Origin of the sequence: Roseomonas haemaphysalidis, assembly GCF_017355405.1 — a bacterium.
GTDB classification, from domain to species: Bacteria; Pseudomonadota; Alphaproteobacteria; order Acetobacterales; family Acetobacteraceae; genus Pseudoroseomonas; species Pseudoroseomonas haemaphysalidis.
The window spans coordinates 2,536,976-2,557,829 of the sequence record NZ_CP061177.1 but is presented as its reverse complement, the minus strand read 5'-3'; the positions used below and the strand labels follow the sequence as shown (position 1 = coordinate 2,557,829).

16 protein-coding genes and 1 tRNA gene are annotated in these 20,854 nt (G+C 70.7%); 6 read left to right on the top strand and 11 right to left on the bottom strand.

The window, feature by feature from the left end; all coding sequences use genetic code 11:
- The first annotated feature begins 7 nt into the window (after positions 1–7).
- The 6 genes from IAI59_RS11815 to IAI59_RS11790 all read left to right on the top strand — a co-directional run bounded on the left by IAI59_RS11815 (position 8) and on the right by IAI59_RS11790 (position 7,050).
- Positions 8–2,086: an ATP-dependent DNA helicase RecG gene (locus IAI59_RS11815; RefSeq protein ID WP_207417172.1), complete on the top strand. Its 2,079-nt coding sequence runs from the start codon at positions 8–10 to the stop codon at positions 2,084–2,086.
- Between the two features lie 79 nt (positions 2,087–2,165).
- Positions 2,166–2,894, top strand: a complete 729-nt coding sequence (locus IAI59_RS11810; RefSeq protein ID WP_207417173.1) for an ABC transporter ATP-binding protein — start codon at positions 2,166–2,168, stop codon at positions 2,892–2,894.
- A complete protein-coding gene (locus IAI59_RS11805) occupies positions 2,894–3,625 on the top strand; it encodes an ABC transporter permease subunit (protein WP_207417174.1) in 732 nt (243 codons plus the stop codon). The genes IAI59_RS11810 and IAI59_RS11805 overlap by 1 nt, the downstream gene beginning before the upstream one ends.
- Before the next feature lie 2 nt (positions 3,626–3,627).
- Complete coding sequence (locus IAI59_RS11800; protein ID WP_207417175.1) at positions 3,628–5,580, top strand: GldG family protein; 1,953 nt, start codon at positions 3,628–3,630, stop codon at positions 5,578–5,580.
- A 13-nt stretch (positions 5,581–5,593) separates the two neighbouring features.
- Positions 5,594–6,601 carry a DUF4340 domain-containing protein gene (locus tag IAI59_RS11795; RefSeq protein ID WP_207417176.1) on the top strand — a complete coding sequence of 336 codons (1,008 nt, stop codon included), beginning with the start codon at positions 5,594–5,596 and terminating at the stop codon, positions 6,599–6,601.
- Entirely contained in the window at positions 6,598–7,050 is a 453-nt protein-coding gene (locus IAI59_RS11790) for an NUDIX hydrolase (RefSeq protein WP_207417177.1), read from the top strand. Before IAI59_RS11795 ends, IAI59_RS11790 begins: the two co-directional genes overlap by 4 nt.
- Here the strand turns inward: IAI59_RS11790 and msrP are convergent.
- From msrP to ssb, 11 genes are all read right to left on the bottom strand, one after another.
- Positions 7,041–7,985, bottom strand: coding sequence for a protein-methionine-sulfoxide reductase catalytic subunit MsrP (msrP, locus tag IAI59_RS11785; protein ID WP_207417178.1), 945 nt, complete (start codon positions 7,983–7,985; stop codon positions 7,041–7,043). The genes IAI59_RS11790 and msrP overlap by 10 nt on opposite strands.
- Positions 7,986–8,053: 68 nt before the next feature.
- Positions 8,054–9,496 carry a glycosyltransferase family 39 protein gene (locus IAI59_RS11780; RefSeq protein WP_237181116.1) on the bottom strand — a complete coding sequence of 481 codons (1,443 nt, stop codon included), beginning with the start codon at positions 9,494–9,496 and terminating at the stop codon, positions 8,054–8,056.
- Positions 9,493–10,578 (bottom strand): glycosyltransferase, encoded by a 1,086-nt coding sequence (locus IAI59_RS11775; protein ID WP_207417180.1) that lies wholly within the window; start codon positions 10,576–10,578, stop codon positions 9,493–9,495. The genes IAI59_RS11780 and IAI59_RS11775 overlap by 4 nt, the downstream gene beginning before the upstream one ends.
- Positions 10,579–10,873: 295 nt before the next feature.
- Positions 10,874–10,946, bottom strand: a tRNA-Lys gene (locus tag IAI59_RS11770).
- 53 nt (positions 10,947–10,999) lie between these two features.
- Complete coding sequence (locus IAI59_RS11765; RefSeq protein WP_419556592.1) at positions 11,000–11,524, bottom strand: peptidylprolyl isomerase; 525 nt, start codon at positions 11,522–11,524, stop codon at positions 11,000–11,002.
- A gap of 55 nt (positions 11,525–11,579) precedes the next feature.
- The gene (gene coaD / locus IAI59_RS11760; RefSeq protein WP_207417182.1) at positions 11,580–12,110 is read right to left on the bottom strand and encodes a pantetheine-phosphate adenylyltransferase; all 531 of its coding nucleotides are present in this window, start codon (positions 12,108–12,110) and stop codon (positions 11,580–11,582) included.
- The gene (gyrA, locus tag IAI59_RS11755) at positions 12,103–14,799 is read right to left on the bottom strand and encodes a DNA gyrase subunit A (RefSeq protein WP_207417425.1); all 2,697 of its coding nucleotides are present in this window, start codon (positions 14,797–14,799) and stop codon (positions 12,103–12,105) included. The genes coaD and gyrA overlap by 8 nt, the downstream gene beginning before the upstream one ends.
- Before the next feature lie 153 nt (positions 14,800–14,952).
- Positions 14,953–16,701, bottom strand: a complete 1,749-nt coding sequence (locus IAI59_RS11750; RefSeq protein WP_207417183.1) for a fructose-specific PTS transporter subunit EIIC — start codon at positions 16,699–16,701, stop codon at positions 14,953–14,955.
- 39 nt (positions 16,702–16,740) lie between these two features.
- Complete coding sequence (locus tag IAI59_RS11745) at positions 16,741–17,697, bottom strand: 1-phosphofructokinase family hexose kinase (protein WP_207417184.1); 957 nt, start codon at positions 17,695–17,697, stop codon at positions 16,741–16,743.
- The gene (ptsP, locus tag IAI59_RS11740; RefSeq protein WP_207417187.1) at positions 17,687–20,188 is read right to left on the bottom strand and encodes a phosphoenolpyruvate--protein phosphotransferase; all 2,502 of its coding nucleotides are present in this window, start codon (positions 20,186–20,188) and stop codon (positions 17,687–17,689) included. Before ptsP ends, IAI59_RS11745 begins: the two co-directional genes overlap by 11 nt.
- A gap of 91 nt (positions 20,189–20,279) precedes the next feature.
- Complete coding sequence (gene ssb / locus IAI59_RS11735) at positions 20,280–20,798, bottom strand: single-stranded DNA-binding protein (RefSeq protein WP_207417189.1); 519 nt, start codon at positions 20,796–20,798, stop codon at positions 20,280–20,282.
- Positions 20,799–20,854 lie beyond the last annotated feature (56 nt).

Genomic DNA, 20,854 nt, shown 5'->3' with positions numbered 1-20,854 from the left:
GAGGGCGATGGGAATCGTGTCAGCCCAAGAGGCGGAACAAGATCGGAACTTGGGGCTTTTCGCGCCACTGTCCACCCTGCCGCTGCCCGAGGAAAAGGCCAAGCGCCTGGCCCAGGCGGTGGGCGGCACGCGGCTGCTCGACCTGCTGTTCCAGGTGCCCGAACGGTACCAGGACCGCCGGTCCGGCACGCCACGTGAGGGCGAGATCGCCACCCTGACCCTCCACCCGCAGCGCGTGGCAGGGCCGCGTGGCCCGTCGCAGCCCTGGGTGGTGCACTGCGACTCGCGGGACGGCGCCGTGGACCTGATCTACTTCGGCCGGCAGAAATGGCTCGGCGCCTCCCTGGAACGGCTGTTTCCGCCCGGCGCGGCGCGGCGCGTTTCCGGCAGGATGCGCCTGTTCCGCGACCGCTGGCAGATGGACGCGCCGGACTATGTTGCGCCGCCCGACGAGATCCCGCCGATCCAGCCGGTCTGGCCCCTGGTGCGCGGCCTCGGGCAGAAAGACGTGTTCAAGGCCATGACCGCGGCGCTGGCCGCCCTGCCCCACCTCCCGGAATGGAACAACGGACCGTTGGTCGAGCGCCGCCGCTGGCCGCGCTTCGACGACGCTCTGCGAGCGTTGCAGGCACCGGCGGAGTTGCCGGAAGACACACCCCGCGACCGGCTTGCCTATGACGAGCTCCTGGCTGGCCAGCTTGCCATCGGGCTTGTCCGCCGCACCGTGATGCGCCGCCCGGGCCGCCCGCTGCGCGGTGACGGGCGGCTGCGCCAGGCGGCGCTGGCCGCCTTCGGCTTCCCCCCCACCGAGGCGCAAACCAGTGCCTTGTCCGAGATCGACGCCGACCTCGCGTCCCACACCCGGATGCTGCGGCTGCTGCAGGGCGATGTCGGGGCCGGCAAGACCCTGGTGGCGCTGCTGGCCATGCTGCGGGCGGTGGAAGGCGGCGCGCAGGCCGCGCTGATGGCCCCCACCGAGCTGCTGGCCCGCCAGCACCTGCGCACGTTCCAGAAGCTGGCGGGCGCGGCGGGCGTGGAATGCGTGCTGCTGGCGGGCTCGGTGAAGGGCAAGGAGCGCAAGCGCGTGTTGGCCGGGCTGGCGGATAGCAGCATCCCCCTGGTGGTCGGCACCCATGCGCTGATCGAGGAAGGGGTCGCGTTCCACGACCTTGGCCTTGTGGTGGTGGACGAGCAGCACCGCTTCGGCGTGGCACAGCGCCTGGCGCTGACGGAAAAGGGGACCACCGACGTTCTGGTGATGACGGCGACGCCCATTCCCCGCACGCTGCTGCTGACCCAGTGGGGTGAGATGTCCACCAGCCGGCTGAGCGGCCGCCCGGCCGGGCGGCAAAGCATCGTCACCCGCATCATCAGCCGTGACCGGCGGGAGGAGCTGACCGCCCGCCTCCGCGCCGCCTTCCGCGAAGGCCACCGCGCCTATTGGGTGGTGCGCGCCGTGGAGGAAGGCGAGCGGCACGACAACGTGGCGGCAGAAACCACCTTCGCCGCCCTGGCCGCCGAGTTCGGCGACATCGTCCGCCTCGCCCACGGCGCCCAGAAGCTGGACGTGCGGGAGGCCGCGTTGCAGGACTTCGCCGCGGGCCGCGCCCAGCTGTTGGTTGCCACCACGGTGGTGGAGGTCGGCGTGGACGTGCCGGAAGCGACCATCATGATCATCGAGCAGGCCGAGCGTTTCGGCCTTGCGGCCCTGCACCAGCTGCGCGGGCGGGTGGGGCGTGGCACGGCGCAGTCCTTTTGCCTGCTGCTGCCCTCGGCCGAGTTGAACGAGTCCGAGCAGCGCCGGCTCGCCGTGCTGAAGGACACCGAGGACGGCTTCGTGATCGCCGACGCGGACCTGGAGTTCCGCGGCGGCGGCGACGCGCTGGGCACCCGCCAGGCCGGGCAGATCGGCCGCCGCCTGGTGGACCCGCAGCGCCATGGCGGCATGATCCGCATGGCGCACAAGGATGCCGAGCTGCTGTTGCAAAAGGACCCGGGCCTGATTACCGAGCGCGGGCGGGCCGCACGGCTGCTGTTGTCCCTGTTCGGGCACGACCTGTCCCTGGCACCCCTGGCGGCGGGCTGAGACGCTTCGATACGGGGCTGGGGGTTGCAAACCCCCCTTCCAGGTTTAAACCCGGCGGACACTGCAGGGGTTTCGCCGCTTGCCCGACCTGATCGAGATCCAACGCCTCAGCAAACGCTTCGGCGCCTTCACCGCCGTGGACGACGTGTCCTTCAACGTGGCGAAGGGCGAGGTGCTGGGCTTTCTCGGACCCAACGGCGCCGGCAAGTCGACCACCATGAAGATGCTGGCCGGCTTCGTCACACCAACCAGCGGCACCGCGCGCATCTGCGGCGAGGATGTGGTGGACAGCCCCGTGGCCGCCAAGCGCCACCTCGGGTACCTGCCGGAAGGCGCGCCCACCTACCCCGAGATGACGGTGGCGGGCTTTCTGGCCTTCGCCGCCCGGCTGCGCGGCTTTCGCGGCGCGGAGCTGCGGGACAGGGTGGACCATGCCATGGGCCTGACCACGCTGCAGGGCGTGCGGCTGCAGCCGATCGAAACGCTGTCCAAGGGCTTCAAGCGCCGCGTCGGGCTGGCGCAGGCCTTGCTGCACGACCCGCCGGTGCTGGTGCTGGACGAGCCGACCGATGGCCTGGACCCCAACCAGAAGCACGAGGTCCGCAAGCTGATCGCGCAGATGGCGCCGCAAAAGGCGATCGTCATCTCCACCCACATCCTGGAAGAGGTTTCGGCCATCTGCACCCGCGCCATCGTCATCGCGCGCGGCCAGGTGCTGGCGGATGCGACGCCGGCCGAATTGTCTTACCGCGGCGTTTCCCTGGACGCCGTGTTCCGCGACCTGACCATGCCGAAGGAGCCCGCCTGATGGGCGCCACCCTGTCCGTGGCGCGGCGCGAACTGGCGGGATACTTCGCCACGCCCGTCGCCTACGTCTTCATCGTCATCTTTCTGGTGATGTCGGGCGCGCTGACCTTCACGCTGGGCAACTTCTTTGCCCGCGGCACCGCCGACCTGTCGCCTTTCTTCGGCTTCGTGCCCTGGCTGTTCCTGTTTCTGGTGCCGGCCATCACCATGCGCCTGTGGGCGGAGGAACGGCGCCTCGGCACCATCGAGCTGCTGCTGACCCTGCCGCTGGCGCAGTGGCAGGCGGTGCTGGGCAAGTTCCTGGCGGCCTGGGCCTTCTGCGCCATCGCGCTGCTGCTGACCTTTCCCCTGGTCGTCACGGTCAACTACCTGGGCAGTCCGGACAACGGCGTGATCGCCGCCGGTTATGCCGGCTGCCTGCTGGTGGCCGGCGCATTCCTGGCGGTGGGCGCGGCCATCTCGGCGCTGACCAAGAACCAGGTGATCGCCTTCGTGCTGACGGTCGCGGTGTGCTTCCTGTTCACCGCGGCGGGCAGCCCGGTCGTGACCGCCTTTCTGTCCACCCGCCTGCCGGTGATGGTGGAGGTGGCGCGCGGGCTTTCCATCAACGAGCGGCTGGGCGGCTTTTCACGCGGCATCGTATCGCTGCCCGACCTGGTGTTCTTTGCCAGCTTCATTGGCTTCTGGCTGTTCGCCAACACCGTGATCGTCGACCACCGCAAGGCGGACTGAGCATGAGCGACACACTGCCCCCCGCCCGGCCCGGGTCCCGCCGCGTCCTGTTCTCCGCCGGAGGCCTGCTGGCCGCCGCCGTCCTGGCGGTGTCCGTCAACATCCTGGCGGACCGGCTGCTGCCCCGCGCGCGGCTCGACCTCACGCAGCAGCGTCTCTACACCCTGTCGGATGGCACCCGGCAGGTGCTGGCCGGGTTGAAGGACCCGGTGACGCTGCGCCTGTTCTACACCCGCAGCCTGGGCAGCCAGGTGCCGGTCTACGGCGCCTACGCCGACCGCGTGCGCGAAATGCTGCAGGAATACGCCGCCGTGTCCGGGGGCAAGCTGAAGCTGGAATACCTGGACCCGGAACCCTTCTCCGAGACCGAGGACCGGGCGCTGGCCTATGGCATCCAGGGCGTGCCGCTGGATCAGTCGGGCGAGCAGGTCTACTTCGGCCTGGCCGGCACCAACCTGCTGGATGACGAGCGCGTGCTGCCATTCTTCCAGCCGGAGCGCGAGCGCTTCCTGGAATACGACCTGACCCGGTTGGTGTACGAGCTGTCCAGCCCCAAGCGACCGGTGATGGGCACCCTGTCCGCCCTGCCGCTGAACGGCGACCCGCGCGCCATGATGATGCGCCTGCCCGGCGGCGGGCAGCCCTACGCCATCAGCAACCAGTTGCGGCAGTCCTTCACGGTCAAGGACGTCGCCCCGGATGCCCAGGTGATCGACCCGGACATCCAGGTGCTGCTGGTGGCGCAGCCGCAGGGGCTGTCGGACGCGACGCTCTATGCCGTCGACCAGTTCGTCATGCGCGGCGGCAAGCTCTTCGTGATGACCGACCCGCACAGCGAGGGGCAGGCCAGCCGCCCCGGCCCCACCGGGCAGCCGCCGGCCGATACCTCCTCCAACCTCAACCGCCTGCTCAATGCCTGGGGCATCGAGACGCCGACGAACAAGGTGGTGCTGGACCTGCGCGGCGCCTGGCGCGTGCGTGCCGCACCGACCGACCGCGTGCAGGCGGTGGACTACCTCGCCTGGTTCAACGCCACGGGCGATTCGCTGAACCGTGGCGATGTCGCGACCGCCGACCTGCAGCAGGTCACCTTCGCCTCGGCCGGCGAGGTGTTGAAGCGCCAGGGGGCGGCGATCGAGCTGACCCCGCTGCTGTCCAGCAGCGACCAGTCCATGCTCATCGATGCCGCCAGCGTGCGGCAGAACCCCAACCCCTCGCAGATCCTGGCCGGATTCAAGGCTGACGGTCAGCGGCACGTGCTGATGGCCCGCGCCCGCGGCGTGCTGAACAGCGCCTTCCCGGACGGCCCGCCGCCGGTGGCCGAGGGCCAGCCACCCCGCCCCGCCGACTTCCCGCCCCACCGCGCCCGCAGCGATGGCCCGGCCAATCTGGTCGTGGCCAACGATACGGACGTGCTGGAAGACCGCTTCTGGGTTCGCGTCCAGGATTTCTTTGGCCAGCAGGTGGCCACGCCCATCAGCGACAACGGCGCCCTGGTTGCCAACCTCGCGGATACCCTGGCGGGCGGCGACTCCCTGATCGGCCTGCGGTCGCGTGGTGAATCCCTGCGGCCCTTCGGCATGGTGGAGGACATCCGGCGCAATGCCGAGGCCCGCTATCGCCAAACGGAGCAGAACCTGACCCGCCGCCTGGAAGCCACCGAGCGGCGGCTGCGCGAACTGCGGCAGGGCAGCGCGCCGGCCGGCGAGCGCAACACGGCGCAGAACACCGTCATCACCCCGGAGCAGCGGGCCGAGATCGACCGCGCGCGGGCGGAGATCGTCGCCACCCGCGGCCAGCTGCGCGGCGTGCAGCTGGAACTCCGGCAGGATATCGAGCGCCTGGAAACCACGCTGCGGGTGGTGAACATCGCGCTGGTTCCGGCATTGCTGACGCTGTTCGCCATGGCCCTGGCGGTTTTGCGGCTGCGCCGCCGCAGCGTGGCGCGGGCGTGAAGGGAGCCACAGAATGAATCGACGTTCCCTGATCGTCCTTGGCGGCGTCGCCGTCGCCGCCGCCGCGGGGGCCGTGCTGCTGGGGCCTGGCACGCCTGCCGCGCCCGATGCCGGCGACGCGCCGCTGATGTTCCAGAATCTCGCGGCCCGGCTGGCGGGTGCTGCCCGCATCGAACTGCGACAGGGCGCGCAGTCGGTCGCGCTGGTGAAGCGGGACAGGGAAACCTGGGTGCTGCCGGACCGACAGGACTACCCCGCGCATGGGGAGAAGGTGCGCGAGCTGCTGGTCGGCCTGACGGAACTGCGCCTGTCCGAACGCCGCACCAGCGATGCCGCGCAGCTGGACCGGCTGGGCCTGGAGGACCCCAACGCCCCCGGCAGCACCGCCACGCTGCTGCGGGTGATGGACCAGGCCGGGGTGCCGATCGCCGAGCTCGTGGTCGGGCGCCGCCGGATGCGGACGCAGGGCAATGCCCCGGAAACCGTGTACGTCCGCCGCCCGGCCGAGAATCAGGCATGGCTGGCCGAAGGCCGGCTTCCGCTGGATGCGGACCCGCAGCTCTGGATCGACCGGGACCTCGCGAACATCGCGCGGGAACGTATCCTGAAGGTGGACGCGACCCGGCTCGGCGCGCCTCCACTGGTCCTGACCCGGACGGAAGGACCGGATGGCCGCCTGGCGGTGACCATCCCCGAGGCCCCGCCTGCGATCGAGGAGGCCGCTACCGACGAAATCGCCCGCACCTTCGAATTCCTGACCTTCACCGAAGTTCGCAAGGACGCCGGCCTGTCCGGCCAGCCTGTGGGCGAGACCCGCTTCACGCTGACCGACAATCTTTCCATCACGGTGTCCGGTACCCAGGATGGCCCGACCACCTGGTTGCGCATGGCCGCCGCGGGGGATGACGAAGCTGCCCGGCTGAACGCGCGCTGGCGTGGCTGGGCGTATCAGGTCAGCGCCTACAAGGCGAAGGCGCTGTTGCCGCAGATATCCGACCTGCTGAAGCCGCCCGCTCCGTGAGCAGCCGCGAATATCCCGACCGGCCGTGGATCGGCATTGGCGTGGTGGTCTTCAAGGGAGACGCCGTGCTGTTGGTCCGGCGGGGCAAGCCGCCCCGCATGGGGGAATGGTCGGTCCCCGGCGGCGCCCAGGCACTGGGCGAAACGGTCGAGGCGACGGCGCGGCGGGAACTGCGCGAGGAAGCCGGCATCGAGGCAGGCCCACTGGTGCTGGCCGCCGTGGTCGACGCGCTGGACCGCGAACCGGATGGCCGCGCCCGCTTTCACTACACGATCGTGGACTTCGCGGCAGAATGGCTGTCCGGCGAACCGGTGGCGGGCGACGACGTCACGGACGCCCGCTGGTTCCGGCCGGAAGACCTGCCGGCGCTCGGCTTGTGGGACGAGGCGTTGCGCGTGATCGCGGAAGGGCGGCGGCGGCTGGACGCCGCCGCACCGGTTCAAAGGTAGAGGTTCTCGCCCTTCACGTCGGTGTACATGCTCGCCACGAAGTCGGCGTAGCCATTGAACAGCTTGGTCGGCACCCGCTCGTCGCTGCCCAGCAGCCGCTCGCTGGCCTGGCTCCAGCGCGGATGCGGCACCTGCGGATTTACGTTGGCCCAGAAGCCGTATTCCGATGCCTGCAGCTTCTCCCAGAAGCTCACGGGCCGCTGGTCGGTGAAGGTGATGCGGGTGATCGCCTTGCCGGACTTGAAGCCGTACTTCCACGGAAACAACACGCGGATCGGCCCGCCGTTCTGCGCCGGCACCGGCTTGCCGTACAGGCCCACCGCCATGAAGCAGAGCTCGTTGCCCGCCTCAGCGATGGTGCACCCCTCCTTGTAGGGCCACGGATACCAGCTCTGCCGCAGCCCGGGCATGGTGGACCGGTCGGCCGCCGTCTCGAACACCACGTATTTCGCGCTGGACAACGGCGACGCCAGCTTCACCAGCGCCGACATCGGGAAGCCGGTCCAGGGCACCGTCATCGCCCAGGCCTCGACGCAGCGGTGCCGCAACACCCGCTCCTCCAGGCTCACCTTCTTCAGCAGGTCATCCAGGCCCAGTTCCTGCGGGCTTTCCACCATGCCGTCCAGCTTCACGGTCCAGGGCTGCTGCGGCAGCCGCTGCGCCATGGACGACACGCTCTTGCTGGTGCCGAACTCATAGTAGTTGTTGTAGGTCGTCGCGTCCTTCTCGGGCGTCAGGGCCCGCCCGGCATCGAAGCGCGGATTGCGCATCGCCGCCATGCCGGCCGCATTCTGCGCCAGGGCCGGGCGTGCCAGGGCGCCGGCAGCCAGGATGGAGCCCAGCCCCAGGGCCGCCTTGCGGCGGCCGATGACCAGATGCTCAGGGGTGGCGGCGGAGTCCGGCAGCTCCCAGCCACGGCGGATATGAATCGGCATCACCCTATCTCCTTGCGCAGGACTCTCCGCATGTAATACCGGCGGCGCCTTCCACCAGATGCAGCCGCTCAGCGGCGTGCCGGCAAGAGCGCGAGCGGCGGGTCGCCGGGGGCGACGCGCACCGCATACAGCCGGTAGCGTTCCGCCTCGATGCCCTTGCGCTGGCGCACCGCGCCGCCGTCCGGGGTGGCACCGGGCCAAAGCGGCGGGCCGTCGCCGCGCCGTTCGCTGCGCACCAGCAGGCCGGCCTGGCCCTGGGGGGGGGGCGGCAGGTCGAACAGGTCCCACCGGTCGCCCAGGGCCACGACAGGGGTGCCAGGCGGCAGGTGCAGCGCCAGCTCGGCCGCCAGCCCGTATTCCTCGGTCGCCACAAAGATGGCGCCCCGCTGCTGGCGCGCGGCCTCGACCTCCGCCGCGAAGGCCGGCCAGCCACCCAGGCGCGCCAGCGTCGGGTCCGAACGGCGCGGCAAGGGCAAGGGCGCGAAGCTCGCCTGCAGCAGCGCCGCGAACATCACGGCCAGTCCGATTCCCATGCCGGCCAGCTTCCACCCGCGCCAGCGCGGCCCCAGGAAAGCCGCCGCCGCCAAGCAGGCCGTGGGGTAGAGGATCGCCGGCCAGTTGCCCTGCACGCGGCTGCCAAGCGCCTGCCACAGGAACAGCGCGGCGGCGGGGACAGTCAACGTCACCAGCAGCCCGGCGGCGGGCAGACGGTCGCGCCACCACGCACGGCAGGCCATCGCCGTGCCGGCCACGCAGAGCACGAACACCACCGGCGTCGCCAGCGCGATCTGACCCCCCAGCAATTCCCCCAGGTAGCGGAGCGAGGAGCCGGTTCCGACCGTGCCCGCCCTGCCACCCTGCTTGGCGAAGCTGACCCATTCATGCTGGCTGTTCCACCACACCACCGGCAGGAACAGCGCGATCGCGAGCACGCCCCCGGCCCAAAGCTGCCACCGCAGCAGCCAGGGCCGCACCCGCGGCTCCGCCAGCAACCACAGCACCACCCCGCCGCCCAGCAGCAACGCCGTGTACTTGGACAGCAGCGCCAGTCCGGCAAACACACCGAAGGCCAGCCACCAGCGGCCATCCTGGGTGCGGTGCAGCCGCGCGGCGGCCCACAGCGCAGCGCACCAGAACACCAGCAAGGGCGTGTCCGGCGTGATCAGCACCGACCCGGCGGCGAACAGCAAGGTGGCGTTCAGCAACGCCGCCCCCCATTCCCCGACCCTTCGGCCGGGAAACAGGTCCTCCCCCGCGCGGGCGAGCAGCACCGAGCCGATGGCGACGCCGACCGGCGCCAGCAGCCGCAAGCCAAGCGCATTGTCACCCAGCAGCGCGGTGCCGGTGGCGGTCCACAGCGCCACCATCGGGGGGTGGTCGTAGTAGCTGGGCGCCAGCGCCCTGCCCCACACCCAGTAGTAGGCCTCGTCGGGTGATACCGGCAGCAGGGCGGCGCCGAGCAGCCGCAGGGCGGTCAGTGCCAGCAATGCCAGCAGCCAGGGGTTTCTCACCGCCGGCGCCACACCAGGGTGGCGGAAACCGCATAGTTCCAAACGCCCGTCAGCAGCGCCCCGGCCGCCCCGGCCCAGCGCCAGGCGGCCATGCCGTCGCGCAGCAGCAGGTTGGCAACACCGACGTTGGCAACGGCCCCCAGGCCACACACCACGTAGAAGAGCACCAGGCCGCGCCACAAGGCCGGGCCGCGCAGCTTCACGTCCCGGTAGGTGATGCGGTTGTTGAGCCAGAAGTTCGCGGTCATCGCCACGAAAGTGGCGGTCCATTGCGCGGCGACGAACGGCATGAACCGGATGGCGATGCCCAGCGTCGCCAGATGCACGAGCAGGCCTATCCCGCCCACCAACGCAAAGGACAGGAAGCGCAGGGGCAGGATGCCGCCAACGCTCTTGTCCAGCAGCAGGGCGAGGAACTCCAGCAGCACCGTGGTGTCCAGCTTGGACTCGCCGGCATTGCGGGGGCGGAAGACATAAGGGATTTCGGCGACCCGCAGCTTTCGCCCGGCGGACAGCAGGATATCCAGCAGGATCTTGAAGCCGCGCCCGGTCAGCCGCGGTGCCAGTTCCTCGAACACCGGGCGGGGCAGCATGAAGTAGCCGCTCATCGGGTCTTCCACCCGCACGGGCAGCCGCGTCCGGGCCAATGCCGTGCCGCCTTCGCTGATCCGCTGGCGCAGCGGCGAGAAGCCTTCCGCCGCTTCCCCACCATCCACGTGGCGGCTGCCGATGGAAACGTCCGCCTCGCCAGCCTGCAACGCACGAAGCATCTGCGGCAGGATGGTCTCATCGTGCTGCAGGTCGCCGTCGATCACCGCCACGTATGGGGCGGAGGACGCCATGATGCCCTCGATGCAGGCCGAGGCAAGTCCGCGCCGGCCGATGCGACGGATGCAACGGATGCGTGCGTCCCGCGCCGCGATGGCCCGCGCGATGCCGGCGGTGCCGTCGGGGCTGTCGTCGTCGACGAAGATCGCTTCCCAGTCCGTGCCGGCCAGCGCCACGTCGAGCCGCGCCACCATCGGGGCGACGTTCTCGGCTTCGTTGTAGCAGGGAATGACGACGGTCAGGACGGGAGGCATGTCGCGGCGTGCTTAGCCGTCCTGGCCCGGCGCCGCCAGTCGCCGCAGGGCTCGGCTCAGCCGTTGAACAGCACGACCCGGATCATCGCCACCACGCTGCCGACGGTGGCAACTGCGACGAGCACGAGGCTGACGACCAGCATCAGGCGCTGCCAGGCGGGGCGTGTCACGGGCCATAGCCCTGGACGATAGGCCGAAAGGTGCTGTCCATGATCGTCTCCTGCCTGTGCGGGCATCAGGATAGCCGGCCGCGCCGCGGAGCCTCAGTGGACAGATTGTCGCAGAAGCCGGGAAATGTGCCCGCAGGGACTCGAACCCTGGACCCCATGATTAAAAGTCACGTGCTCTACCGGCTGAGCTACGGGCACATGGTCGGAGACCGGGCGCGGCACAAACCCCGCCCCCGGCCTCCTGTCAAGGGTCAGCCGGCGTCAGACGCGAGCTGCGCCTTGATCAGCTTGTCGGCCGGCGCGGGCACCGTGCCGCTGCCACCCTGGCCGCGCTTGATCTTGTCCACCACGTCCATGCCGGAGGTGACGCGGCCCCAGATAGTGTACTGGCCGTCCAGGCTCGGCGCCGGGGCGAACATGATGAAGAACTGGCTGTTGGCCGTGTTCGGGCTCTGCGTGCGCGCCATGCCGCAGGTGCCGCGGATGTAGCGGGCCTTGGCCGGCGGGCTGAACTCGGCCACCAGGTCGGGCAGCTGGCTGCCGCCGGTGCCGGTGCCGGTCGGGTCGCCACCCTGGGCCATGAAGCCCTCGATCACGCGGTGGAAGGGCGTGCCGTCGTAGAAGCCCTGGCGCACCAGGGTCTTGATGCGCTCCACATGCTTCGGCGCCAGGTCGGGCAGCAGCTGGATGGTGACGCGACCGTCCTTCAGGTCGAAGTAGAGGGTGTTTTCCTTGTCGGCCGGAGCCTGGGCGGCAGCGTCGTTGGTGTCGGACATGATAATCCCCGTGGCGGCGATGGTGCTGGCGAGAAGGGTGCGTCGCTGCATGCGCTTATTGATCCCCTGGGTGTTGCCGCACGCGGTCCAGCGTGCGCTGCAACGTGAGACGCGGCACGAAGGTGGAGATATCCCCCCCCAGCCGCGCGATCTCCTTGACGAAACGCGAGGAGATGAAGTGGTTGCCTTCGCTGGCCATCAGGAAGAGCAATTCGACCTCCGGGTCCAGGCGGCGGTTCATGCCGGCCATCTGGAACTCGTAGTCGAAATCCGTCACCGCGCGCAGGCCGCGCACGATCACCTCGGCATCCACCTCGCGCGCGAAGGACACCAGCAGGCTTTCGAACGGCACGACCTCGATGATCGTTCCGGTCTGGGCGGCGATGGCCTCCGCCTCCGCCTGCACCAGCTCCACCCGCTCTTCCAGCGGAAACAGCGGGCTCTTGCCGATGTTCTTGGCCACGCCAATGACCAGGCGGTCCAGGATGCGCGCGGCGCGGTGGATGATGTCCAGGTGGCCATTGGTCACCGGGTCGAAGGTGCCGGGGTAGACGCCGGATCGCAACCGGCGGGTGGCCTCAGGCATCGGCGGCATCCGCCTCGTCCACGCCCTGCTCCTCCACGACGGTGAAGCAGGAAGTGACCTTCTCGCCTTCGTTCAGACGCAGCAGGGTCACGCCCATGGAGCTGCGGCCGGTGATGCGCACCTGGTCCACCGGCATGCGGATCAGCCGCCCATTGTCTGTCACCAGCATCACGTCGTCGCCTTCGCGCACGGGGAAGGTGGTGACCACCTCGCGCCCCGTACGGCCGGACAACGTGATATTGGCGATGCCCTGCCCGCCCCGGCCGGACACCCGGTACTCAAAGGCGGAGCTCCGCTTGCCGAAACCGCCATCCGTGACGGTCAGCAGGATCTCCTCGGCCTCCTCCATCTCCGCCGCCTTCTCGGGCGGCAGGGCGATGTCGGCGGTGGCTTCCGTGTCGTCCTCGGCCTCGACCTCGGCGCCGTCCTCGCCACTGCGGCGCTTCTGGGCGGCGAGCTTGAGGTAGGCCGCACGCTCCTCCGGCGAAGCCTCGATGTGCCGCAGCACGGACAGGGCAATCACCTCGTCGCCCTTCTTTTCCGCCAGGCGGATGCCGCGCACGCCGGTCGAATCACGCCCGGCGAAGACCCGCAGCGTTTCCACATCGGCGGTGAAGCGGATGGCGCGGCCCTGGCGCGTGGCCAGCATCACGTCGTCGCCTTCCCGGCAGGTGGACACGCCGATCAGGCTGTCGCCCTCGTCCAGCTTCATGGCGATCAGGCCGGAGGAGCGGACGTTCTTGAAGTCAGACAGCCGGTTGCGCCGCACGTTGCCCTGCGCTGTCGCGAAAACGAGGTGCAGGTTCTCCCACATCGCCTCGTCCTGCGGCAGCGGCAGCACGGCGGTGACGCCTTCCTTGTCCTGCAGCTGCAGCAGCTGGCGCAGCGACCGCCCGCGCGCGGTGGGTCCGGCCTCCGGCAGCTTCCACACCTTCTCGCGGAAGGCGATGCCGCGGCTGGTGAAGAACAGCACCCACTGGTGGGTATGGGCGTTGAAGCTCCGCACCACCACGTCGTCCTGCCGCGTGCCGGCCGCGCTGCGCCCGCGCCCGCCGCGGTTCTGCGCGCGGAACACGTCCAGCGGCGTGCGCTTGACGTAACCGTCCCGCGTCAGGGTCACGACCATCAGGCCCGGCTCGATCAGGCTCTCGTCGTCCTGGTCGGCGATGCCGTCCACGATCTCCGACAGGCGCGACGAGGCGATCTGCGCCCGCACCGCCAGCAGCTCCGCCCCCATCAGCTCCATGCGGCGCGGGTGGGAGGACAGGATCTCCAGCAGCTCCTGAATGCGGCCCGCGACCTCGTCCAGCTCGGCGGTGATCTTTTCCTGCTCCAGCCCGGTCAGGCGTTGCAGGCGCAGCTCCAGGATGCCGCGCGCCTGGGCCTCGGTCAGCTTCACCGTGTCGTTGACCACGATGTTGCCGGCATCGTCCACCAGGGCCAGCAGCGGTGCCACATGGGCGGCCGGCCAGTCCCGCGCCATCAGCGCGGCGCGGGCGATGGCGGCATCCGCGCTTTCGCGGATCAGCCGGATCACCTCGTCGATGTTGGCCACCGCGATGGACAGGCCGATCAGCAGGTGGCCACGGTCCCGCGCCTTGCCCAGCCGGAAGCGCGAGCGGCGGAGGATCACCTCCTCGCGGAACCGGATAAAGGCCTTCAGGGCATAGATCAGCCCCATCTGGACGGGCCTGCCCTCGTCCAGCGCCAGCATGTTGACGGCGACGGAGGTCTGCAGCTGCGTGTAACGGTACAGGTGGTTCAGCACCACCTCGGCCGTCGCGTCCTTCTTCAGCTCGATGACGATGCGCAGGCCGGAGCGGTCACTCTCGTCGCGCAGGTCGCTGATGCCCTCCAGCTGCTTGGTGCGCACCAAGTCGGCGATGCGTTCGATCAGCGTGGACTTGTTGACCTGATACGGGATCTCGGAGATCGCGATGCAGCTGCGGCCGCCGCGCATCTCCTCCACCTCCGACCGCGCGCGCAGCACAATGGAGCCGCGCCCGGTTTCAAAGGCGGAACGGATGCCGCTGCGGCCGATGATCAGCGCGCCGGTGGGGAAGTCCGGTCCCGGGATGATCTTCATCAGATCGTCCAGCGAGGTATCCGGCTCGGCGATCAGCGCCAGCGTGGCGTCGATCACCTCCGTCGGGTTGTGCGGCGGGATGTTGGTCGCCATGCCGACGGCGATGCCGTTGGCGCCGTTCACCAGCAGGTTGGGAAAGGCGGCCGGCAGCACGCGCGGCTCGTCCGCGCTTTCGTCGTAGTTGGGCTGGAAGTCGATGGTGTCTTCGTCGATGCCTTCCAGCAGCGCCGTGGCGGCCTTGGCGAGCCGCGCCTCGGTGTAGCGCATGGCCGCCGCCGGATCGCCGTCCATGGAGCCGAAGTTGCCCTGGCCGTCGATCAGCGGCACGCGCAGCGAGAAGGTCTGCGCCATGCGGACCATGGCGTCGTAGATCGCGCTGTCGCCGTGCGGGTGGTACTTACCCATCACGTCGCCGACCACGCGGGCGGACTTCTTGTAGGGCTTGTCGCTGGTGAAGCCGTTCTCGTTCATGGAGAACAGGATGCGGCGGTGCACCGGCTTCAGCCCGTCCCGCGCATCGGGCAGCGCGCGGGACACGATCACGCTCATCGCGTAGGCGAGGTAGGAGCTGCGCATCTCCTCCTCGATCGCGATCGGCATCATGCCGTCGGGCGAGGGATCACTGTCTTCCGGCAGAACCGGGCCACTATCGCTCACGCGGTCTTCCTATGCAGCATGGCGGCGCCCGGGAGCGGCTGCCCCAGGACCCCACCGGAATCGGCCTACCTTATACTCTGGCAGGCGCCCCGCGACAAATCAGCCCTGCACGGGCGCCACGGGCGAATGGCGCTTCAGCACCGCGATGCACAGCGCCGTCACCACCGTGCCGGCCACGATGGCAACCAGATAGCCCAGCGGGTTGCCCACCGCGCCCGGGATGCCCACCACGAAGATGCCGCCATGCGGTGCCCGCAGCGTGCAGCCCAGCAGCATGGACAGCCCCCCCGCCACGGCGGAACCCGCGATCAGCGACGGGATCACCCGCACCGGGTCCTTGGCCGCGAAGGGGATCGCGCCCTCGCTGATGAAGGCGAGGCCCAGCACGGCGGCAGCCTTGCCGGCGTCGCGCTCCTCCTGGTTGAAGCGCTGGCGGGCGATCAGCGTGGCCAGGGCGATGCCCAGCGGCGGCGTCATGCCCGCCGCCATGATGGCCGCCATGGGGGCAAAGGTTTCCGACCCCAACAGACCCACGCCAAAGGCATAGGCCGCCTTGTTGACCGGCCCGCCCATGTCCACCGCCATCATGCCGCCGAGCAGCAGCCCGAGCAGCACGGCGTTGGAGGTGCCCATGCTTTGCAAAAACTGCGTCAGCCAGGCCAAGGCGGCGGCGATGGGCGTGCCCAGCACGTAGATCATCAGCAACCCGGTCACCAGCGAGGCCAGCAGCGGGATCACCAGCACCGGCTTCAGCCCTTCCAGGCTGTCCGGGAACGGCAGCCGGTCGCGCAGAAAGCGCGCGACGTATCCGGCCAGAAAGCCCGCCACGATGCCACCCAGAAAGCCCGCGCCCACGCCGTTGGCCAGCGCGCCGCCCACGAAGCCCGGCGCCAGCCCCGGCCGGTCCGCGATGGAGAAGGCGATAAAGGCGGCCAGCACCGGCACCATCAGCGCCAGCGCCGACTTGCCGCCGATCTGCATCAGCGCGGCGGCCAGCGAGCCCGGCTCGTTGGCGGCGTTGATGCCAAAGGCAAAGGACAGCGCGATGCACAGCCCGCCCGCCGTCACCAGCGGGATCATGTAGGACACGCCGGTCATCAGGTGCTTGTACACGCCCGGCGCCTGGGTGGCCTTGCCGGGGGCCGGCGTGCCCGTCGCGGCCGCGGCGGCCATCGGCTCGGCGGCCAGGGCGCGGTTGATCAGGCCCGGCGCGTCTTTGAGCGCGTCGCCAGTGCCAGCCGTGACGATGCGCTTGCCGGCAAAGCGCGCGGTGTCCACGCCCGTGTCGGCCGCGATCACCACGGCATCGGCCTCGGCGATCTCCTCGGCCGTCAGGGTGTTCTTGGCGCCGACCGAGCCCTGGGTTTCCACCCGGATCGCATGGCCGAGCTTGGCCGCGCCTTTTTCCAGCGCCGCCGCCGCCATGAAGGTATGGGCGATGCCGGTGGGGCAGGCCGTGATGCCAACCAGCTTCCTGGCAGCGGCGACCGGCGCCGGGGCGGCGACGGCAGGGGCCGCTGCCGGCGCCGCGGCGGCCGGCGCATCGACCTCGGGCAGCGACAGGGCCCGGCGCAGCGCCGGGCCCGGCTTGCGAATGGCCTCGATCACCGACACCCGCGTGACGGGGGCGCCGGCGGGGCCGGGCGCCTCCGCGTCGCCCACCAGGAGCACGGCATCGGCCGGGCCGGCGGGGGGCATCCCCTCGCCCGTGTCGAGGACCAGGGAAAAGCCTTCCCGCCGCGCGGCGTCGCGCAAGGCCTCCGCAGCCATGGCGGCATGCGGCGCGCTGTGCGGGTGGCGGATGACGCCGAGGACCCGCTGGGCCCCGGCCGGAATGTCAGACAGCATCGGCGTGATCCGTCGCGGAAGTCATGAAGTTGAAAGGGGTCACAGGCGTTCGATCCGGCTTTGGGCGGACAAGCGCTCGATTTCCGCCAGCAAAGGCACGCCGCCGCCCGGTGCGCCGACGTCGCGGGACACGGCCGCGGCGGCGCAGCCGGTGGCCAGGCGCGCCGTCGCCTCCGCGTCCAGGCCACGCGCGATGGCAGCGGCGAGGCCCGCGACCATGGCGTCGCCCGCGCCCACGGTGGTGGTCAGGGCCACCTTCGGCGGCGTGGCCCAGAGCGTGGCACCGGGCAGCACGAACAACGCCCCCTCCCCGCCATCGGACACGACAACGCGTGCGATACCCCGGTCCCGCAATTCCTGGCCCGCGGCCACCAGCGCATCGCGGTCCGGCAGCGGGCGGCCCAGCAGTGCCGCCAGCTCGGCACGGTTCGGCTTGACCAGCGCCGGCCCGGCGGCCAGGGCGGCATCGAAGGCGGGGCCGCTGCTGTCCAGCAGCACCTGCGTGCCTGCGGCCGCCAGCATGGCCATCAGCTCGGCCCAGGCACCCGGCGGCAGCCCGGGCGGCAGGCTGCCCGCCAGCACCGCGATCTTCGGTGCATGCTGCGCGAGGCGGTCGCCCAAGGCTTCCAGCGAGGCGGCGGAAGCCTCGGGGCCGGAGGGGTTGATGTCGGTCACCTGGCCGGCGCCGGTTTCCACCAGCTTGACGTTGATGCGGCAGCGCCCGGGAATGGATACGAAATCCGGAGTGATGCCGAAGGGGCGCAGAAACGCCCCGAAAGCCGCGAGGTCGCCCTCGCCCAGCAATCCCGACGCCAGCGATGCCTCCCCCAGCACCGCCAGCATGACGGACACGTTCACACCCTTGCCGGCGGGTCGCAGCTCCGCCGGACCGGCGCGATTGACCTCGCCCACGCGCAGCGATGGCAGCCGGACGGTGAGGTCCAGCGCCGGGCTCAGCGTGACGGTGGCGATGCGCGGATGGGCTTCAGGCGACATCGGCCAGCTCCAGCAGTCCTGGCAGGGCGCGCACCTCGGCGGCCGTGCCGCAGTTCAACGCCAGCGCCGCCACCTTCCGGGCCTTGGCGCGGCTCAGGGCGCGGATCTGGGCCTTGAGGGCCGCGACGTTGGGGATGGACACGGACAGCTCGTCCACGCCCAGGCCCAGCAGGATGGGTGCCGCCATGGCATCGGCCGCCATGTTACCGCACACGCCGACCCAGCGGCCGCGAGCATGCGCGGCCCGCACGGTCATGTCGATCAGCCGCAGCACGCCCGGGTCCAGCGCGTCGGACCGCGCGCCCATGGTAGGGTGCAGCCGGTCCACGGCCAGGGTGTACTGCGTCAGGTCATTGGTGCCGATGGAAAAGAAATCGGCCTCCTCGGCCAGCTGGTCGGCCATCACGGCGGCGGACGGCACCTCCACCATGATGCCGACCTCGATGGCCGGGGCCTCCAGCGCCGCCCGCTCCCGCTCGATGATGTCGCGGGCGGCACGCAAATCGGCCAGCCCGTCCACCATGGGCAGCATCAGCTTGATGTCGCCATGCCGGGCGGCCCGCAGGGCGGCGCGGACCTGCGTGCGGAACAACGCCGGCTCGGCCAGCGACAGCCGCAGCCCGCGAAGGCCCAGAAAGGGGTTGGCCTCCACCGGGTGCTGCACAAAGCGCAACGGCTTGTCGCCGCCGGCATCCAGGGTGCGCAACACCACCGGCAGGCCGCCAAACCCCTCGGCAAGGCGGCGGTACAGGTCGAACTGCTCATCCTCGGAAGGCGGATCGGCGCGGTCGTGGAACAGGAATTCGCTGCGCACCAGCCCGGTGCCCTCGGCGCCCGCGGCCACGGCGGCCAGCGCTTCCTCCGGCTGGCGGACATTGGCGGCCACTTCCACCCGGTGCCCGTCCCGCGTCACGGCGGGGCGGAAGGCGGCTTCGCGCGCGGCCTCAGCGCGGTCCTTGCCGCGGGCCATGGCGGCCTCGGCGGCAGCCAGCGCCATGTCGTCGGGGTGCGGGTGCAGGTGGCCACGGTCGCCATCCAGCACGGCTGGCGTTCCATCGGGCAGTTCCAGCACGCCGGAGCCGGCCGCCACCACGGCCGGAATCCCCATGGCGCGGGCCAGGATGGCAGTATGCGCCGTCGGTCCCCCGGCCGAGGTCACCATGCCCACCACCTTGGCGGGGTCCAGATTCGCCGTTTCCGACGGCGTCAGGTCCTCGGCCACGACGATGGCGCGGTCAGGCAGCGCGGCGGCCTCGGCCCCCGGACCCACAAGCTGGCGCAGCACCCGCCGCGCCACGTCCTTGAGGTCGATCGCCCGGGCGGCCAGCAGCGCATCGCCCACGCCGGCCAGGGCGGCGGCGCGGCGCTCGGCGGCGCCTTGCCAGGCGGCGGGGGCGGAAGCCCCGCGCGCGATGGCCGCCTCCGCTTCCGTCACCAGCTCCGGGTCATCAAGGAATTCGGCGTGGGCGGCGAAGATCTCGGCGTGCTTGGCGCCGATGCGCGCCGTCATCTCGGCCGCGACGTCCCGCAGCTCGGCACGCGTCGCATCCAGGGCGGCGCGCAGGGCGCCGCGCTCGGCCGCCGGGTCGGCAGCGGTTTCCGCGAAGCCGGCGGTTTCCGAGCGAAAGCGGAACAGCACGCCCACCGCCACGCCTGGACTGGCCGGCAAGCCCGCCACGGTGCCCGGCATCATCGGCAGGTCGGCGCGGGCCGGCGGCGGCGGCGCCTCCGCCGGCGCGTCGGGGTCGGCATCGTTGTCGCCAAGCTGGTCGGTGAAGGCGGCCTGCATCGCCTCCAGCGCGGCGGCGGCGTCCGGCCCGCTGGCGGAAAGCGTGAGCCTGGCAGCCGGCCCGGCGCCAAGCTGTAGCAGCGCGATCATGCTGCGCGCATCCGCGACCTTGCCGCCATGCGACAGCGTGATGGCGGATTGAAAGCTCTTGGCCAGCGTCACCACGGCGCGGGCCGGGCGAGCATGCATGCCCGCGGCGGCCGGGGCCTCGACCTCGGCGGACAGGCCGCCGGCGGCGGGCATGGCGGCGGCGGCCGGTGCGCCTTGCGGCAGCGGCGCGTCGGGGTCCAGTGCGCGCAGGATATCCTGCGGGTCACGGGTGGTGGCGAGCTGGCGGGCCAGCGATTCCTCTCCCAGCACCTCGGTCAGGCGGCGCAGCACGGCGATGTGCTCGTCGCCCTGGGCCGCGATGGCCACCACCAGGGTCGCGACGTCGTCGCCGTTCCAGCGCACGCCCGCCGGCACCTGCAGCACCGCGATGCCGGTTTGCCCGATCATCCCGCGGTCGCCACGCTGGCCGTGCGGGATGGCAATGCCATTGCCCAGAAAGGTATCCGCCTCCCCTTCCCGCCGCAGCATGCTGTCAGCATAGGCGGGTTGGATGGAGCCGGTATCCACCAAGAGCTGCGCGGCCTGCCGGATGGCGGCCTCCTTGTCCGTCGGGCTGGCGCCAAGGCGGATGCGGTCGGGGGAAAGGATCACGGCGGCAGAGCTTCCTGTCATTCAAAACGAGGCCCGCCCCGGCATGCCGGGGCGGGCCCTTTATATCAGCAAATCAGGGCGGCGCGGCGGGTCAGAACGGGATGTCGTCATCCAGGTCGCTGCCACCGCCCTTGGGCGCGTCCCAGCCGCTGCTGCGCTGGGGCTGCCGGGCCGGCGCGCGGTCACCGCCCGAGGTCCCGCCACGGCCACCGCCGCCGTAGCCACCACCCGAGCCGCCGCCGCCGCCCTCCTCGCCGCCACCACGGCCATCGAGCAGGGTCAGCTCACCACCGAAGTTGCGCAGCGTCACCTCGGTGGAATAGCGGTCCTGGCCGGCCTGGTCCTGCCACTTGCGGGTTTCCAGCTTGCCCTCGATGTAGACCTTGCTGCCCTTGCGAAGATACTTCTCGGCGATCTCGCCCAGCTTCTCGTTGAAGATGGCGACCGAGTGCCATTCGGTCTTTTCCTGGCGGTTGCCTTCGCGGTCCTTGTAGGTGTCCGTGGTGGCCAGGCGGAGGTTGACCACCTTGCCGCCGTTCTGAAAATTCCGGGACTCCGGATCCTTCCCCAGGTTGCCGATCAGGATAACCTTGTTCACGCTGCCGGCCATGCTGCCCTGCCCTTCGGTCTTGCCGCCGCCCTGCGGACGGCCTCGATGCCCAGACT